Origin of the sequence: Gordonia sp. (in: high G+C Gram-positive bacteria), from assembly GCF_012515855.1 — a bacterium.
GTDB lineage: Bacteria > Actinomycetota > Actinomycetes > Mycobacteriales > Mycobacteriaceae > Gordonia.
In genome coordinates, this window is the sequence record NZ_JAAYXO010000239.1 from 1 (window position 1) to 4,237 (window position 4,237).

Consider the following 4,237-nt stretch of genomic DNA (forward strand, 5'->3'; position numbering starts at 1 on the left):
GTCGCGATCTTGATCCACGCCTCGTACAGCGCCCAAGCGCCGTCCATCTCGACGTGCGACTCGTTGATCGGCGGGACGGCGCCGATGGCGTCGATGGCCGAGATGAACGAGAACGCGCGTCCGGCGAGGTAGTCGGACGATCCGCTGCACCAGAAGTCGATGTCGGTGCGGCTGATGCCGAGCTGGCTGTACAGCTGCTTGAAGCAGGGGATCAGCATCTCGACACCGTTGGTGGTGCCGGTGGTTGCGGTGACATTGGCGCTGTGGGCGAAGCCCACGACGGCGATGCGCGGGAGGTTCGATGAACTCATGTAAGCGTTTCCTTCCCGCTCAGAGGTGGTCGCGGTAGGCCGAGAACTCGGCGTCCGGCTCGCCGGTCGGGGCGAAGTGACTGATGTTGCGCATCGTGAAGTCCCATTCGGACTCCGGTCGCCACACGGCCTTGACGCGCATGCCCATCCGGACGTCCTCTGCGGGGGTGTCGAGGATCAGGTGCAGGAACGGGATGTCGGCGCCGTCGAGCAGCACGTAGGCGGCGACGTACGGCGGCTTGATCTGCTGGCCCAAGAACGGGACGTTCACGATGCAGAAGGTGGTGATGGTTCCGGTGTCGGAGACCTCGACGCGTTCGACGGTCGGGCTGCCGTCGGCGGGGCTCACGTAGCGCGGCGGGAAGTAGACCTCACCGGTCTGGACGCGGCCGCCGATCAGCTTGCCTTCCTTCAGGCCCTCGAGGTACCAGCTCTCCGACTCGGCGGCGGAGTGCATGATCGAGGTGGTGATCGGCGTGGTGATGACCACGCCGCCGTCGCCGTCGACGGTCATGTCGCCGGTCGGATCGGGTGCTGCGGCGGGAGTCTCGCCGAGGCTGAAGTGCGCGATGTCGGTGATGACGCCGGTGCGCACGGCGTGCCACACGGCGTGGACGCGTGCACCGACGCTCATCGCGGAAGGGCCGTCGGCGTCGACGACGTGGAGCATCGATGTGTCGGAGCCGTCGAGCTTGATGAGGGCGAACGCGAACGGTCGGTCGAGCGCCTGGCCGTCGAGCGGCTCGGGCTGCCACGACCAGCTCTGCACGGTGCCGACGGGAGCGACCTCCACCAGTTCGGTGGTGAGGACGCCGGTGGTCGGATCGAACTCCGCGGGGGGAGTCGTGACTCGGCCGTCGGATCCGCGGCTGCCCAGGATGCGACCGTCGCGCAGGGCGAGGGCGAACTGTGACAGGACCGGTCCGAGCGAACGTGTGTAGGCGAAGGTGTTTGTCAGCTCCGCGGACAGAATCTGTGACTCGGGTGCGGGTACCTGCACCTCGGGAGTCGGGTGGGTTGCACTATTGGACACCAACGAAGTAGAACACGTTCTAGTATTGACTCGCAAGGGAACGGTAGAGGGGCTCGACAGTGAAACTTGGCCTACAGCTGGGATATTGGGGCGCTCAGCCGCCCGCAGACGTCCCGGAACTGCTTCGCGCAGCGGAGGATTCCGGATTCGATTCGGTCTTCACCGCCGAGTCGTGGGGGTCGGACACCTACACGCCGCTGGCCTGGTGGGGGGCCTCGACCACCACGCTCCGCCTTGGTACGGCCGTCTCGCAGCTGTCGGCGCGACCGCCGACCACGCTGGCGATGGCGGCGCTGACTCTCGACCATCTCTCCGGTGGCCGACACATCATCGGTCTCGGCGTATCCGGGCCGCAGGTGGTGGAGGGCTGGTACGGCCAGCCCTTCGCCAAGCCGCTCGCGCGGACGCGTGAGTACGTGCGGGTGGTCCGCGAGGTGCTTGCGCGTGAGGGCGCGGTGGTCAGCGACGGTCCGCACTACCCGCTGCCGCTGCGCGAGGGTGCCGGCGTCACCGGTCTCGGCAAGCCGCTGAAGCCGATCGTCCATCCGCTCCGCGCAGACATCCCGATCTGGCTCGGTGCCGAGGGGCCCAAGAATGTCGCGCAGACGGCCGAGATCGCCGACGGCTGGCTCGCCATCTTCTACACCCCGCGGTTGCAGGGTATGTACGACGAGTGGCTCGACGAGGGTTTCGCGCGACCGGGCGCGCGGCGATCGCGTGCGGACTTCGAGATCGCGGCCACTGTCCAGTGCGTCATCACCGACGATGTTCCGGCGGCGATCGATCGCTACCGACCGTCGACCGCACTCTACGTCGGCGGGATGGGTGCGGCGGAGAAGAACTTCCACGCAGACCTGTACTGCCGGATGGGTTACGCAGACGTGGTCGAGGACATTGGCAAGCTCTTCCGAGCCGGCCGCAAGGCGGAGGCCGTGGCCGCCGTCCCCGACGAGATGGTCCGCGAGACGATGCTCGTGGGCACCGCGGACGAGGTGCGCGACCAGATCAAGGTCTGGGAGGCCGCCGGCGTCACGACACTGATGGTCACCGCGAAGGACGTGGAGACGGTGCGTCAGCTGGGAGCGCTGGTTTAGTACTGGCGTGTCCGGACACCGGGCGTGTCGCGCTTGGCGACGCCATGGTGGTCGAGTGCCGGCGAACGGAGTGAGTCGGTTCCTCGAGACCGCCGCTCGCACGATCTCAACCCGGTCCTGGGTGTCTCCGCCGGCAACACGCCCAAAGATCCACGACACGCCGTCGGGTGCAGGAATTGGGAAAGATGGCTGCCGTGGAAGGCGACCTTAGGCGGTCGCTGCGCGTTGCGTGTCTCGACGCTGACACTTGGCTGTCTTCGAGTCCGAGTTCGGGGTCCGAGTTCGTTTTGAGTCAACACCGGCGTGTCTGAAATTCGGGCGTGTCGGCGGCTGGGCCGGCTCGCCTCCGCTGGTCGAGAGTCCTGCCGGCGGCGGTCTCGATGAACCGACTCACTCCGTTCGTCGGCACTCGACCAACCAACGGGGGCGGTGCCCTCAAAACGGCGGTTCGCCGCCCGCTGCTTCCTGCGGTAACGGTGCCTGGCTTCCACCCGCGACACAGTTCGTTTCGGCGCAACCCCGGCGTGTCCGAAATCTGGGCGTGTCGGCGGCTGAGCCTGCTCGCCGACGCCGGTCGAGAGTCCTGTCCGCGGCGGTCTCGATGAACCGACCAACCAGCGGGGGGATGCGGTGTCCTCAGAACGGTGGTTGGCCGTCGGCGGCGTCCCTGACCGCGGCCAGGGTCTGGCGGTGGCGGCGGTTCGCCGCCCGCTGCTTCCGGCGGTAACGATGCTTGGCTTCCACCCGCGACAACGTTCGTTTCGGAGCACCACCGGCGTGTCCGGAAACCGGGCGTGTCGCCGCAACAGCGGGAATGTCGTGGCGGCACGGAAGCAGGCCGAGTTCAGGCAGCAGCCACAGATTCGCCGCCTGCTGACGCACGGTGACCCCTTCCGGAGTGGTGACCTCAGTCCACACCACCCCGTTGGCGTCAACGACCTGGTCATCGAGCCAACCCTCGGCATGGGTTTTCAACCCATGATGAAACTTGCACTTCGGATTCAGATTGCACGCACACGTCGGACCACCCCCAGCCGGATCCTGGTGATCGAACTCGGCCACATGGTCCAGATCGCACCGCCACGCCCGCTGATCACACCCGGCCCACGAACACGTCCCGAACACCCCCCGCACCGCAGTATCGAGCACCGCAGTCGGGCGATACCGATTGCCCGGCCGAGACATCCGCACAGCGAGGTCACCCAAATCCAACGGCTTACAGACCGCGTCCGGGCGGGCGGCGAGATCACGGGCATGAGCGGCCGAGATCGGACCGAACCCATCCACAAACGCCGGCACCTGGGCACCAGCCTCACCGCCAGCCTGGCCGCGGGCCTGGCTGGGGGTCGGGTCGAGGGTTTCTTGGCGGACCACCACGTGCAGCACGATCTTCGCGCACCGGGCCGCGACCGCCGCATCGGACAGATCAGCCGTGCAGTCCTCGCGATCGCAGCGGCACCCGAACCGCACCCCACTGATCCGGGCAACAGCAGCGTCGGAGCGGCGTTGGCCACGGGTGCGGGGATCGTGCACACACACCCCGGCGATCACCGCATCCAACGCATCCTTACACAACGCCGCATCCTCGGCCGCCGTCGTCACGATCAACTCAGCGGCGTCCTCGTTCAGCGGGTTCACCACCACATTCCTGGCAGCCTTAGCCTGCTCCCGAGTGACCGTGACCGCATCCGGATCATGCTCAGCCACGATCGCAGCGACCGCGTCCTCGACCCGCCGCGCCGACAACCCACCCATCGTCGACAACCGATGCGCGATCTCCGCATCAATGAACGCCAACA

3 protein-coding genes and 1 pseudogene are annotated in these 4,237 nt (G+C 67.2%); 1 reads left to right on the top strand and 3 read right to left on the bottom strand.

Annotation, left to right across the window (positions count from 1 at the left end; translation table 11 throughout):
* Positions 1 to 311 (bottom strand): annotated as a pseudogene (locus tag GX543_RS17275) (lipid-transfer protein); the annotation flags it as partial.
* A gap of 19 nt (positions 312 to 330) precedes the next feature.
* Positions 331 to 1,347 (bottom strand): Zn-ribbon domain-containing OB-fold protein, encoded by a 1,017-nt coding sequence (locus GX543_RS17280; RefSeq protein WP_290853708.1) that lies wholly within the window; start codon positions 1,345 to 1,347, stop codon positions 331 to 333.
* Between the two features lie 56 nt (positions 1,348 to 1,403).
* Here GX543_RS17280 and GX543_RS17285 point away from each other — a divergent pair, with 56 nt between their 5' ends.
* Positions 1,404 to 2,438, top strand: coding sequence for an LLM class F420-dependent oxidoreductase (locus GX543_RS17285; protein WP_290853709.1), 1,035 nt, complete (start codon positions 1,404 to 1,406; stop codon positions 2,436 to 2,438).
* A gap of 636 nt (positions 2,439 to 3,074) precedes the next feature.
* Here GX543_RS17285 and GX543_RS17290 read toward each other — a convergent pair.
* A partial coding sequence (locus tag GX543_RS17290) for a DUF222 domain-containing protein (protein ID WP_290853710.1) occupies positions 3,075 to 4,237 on the bottom strand: 1,163 nt, incomplete at its 5' end.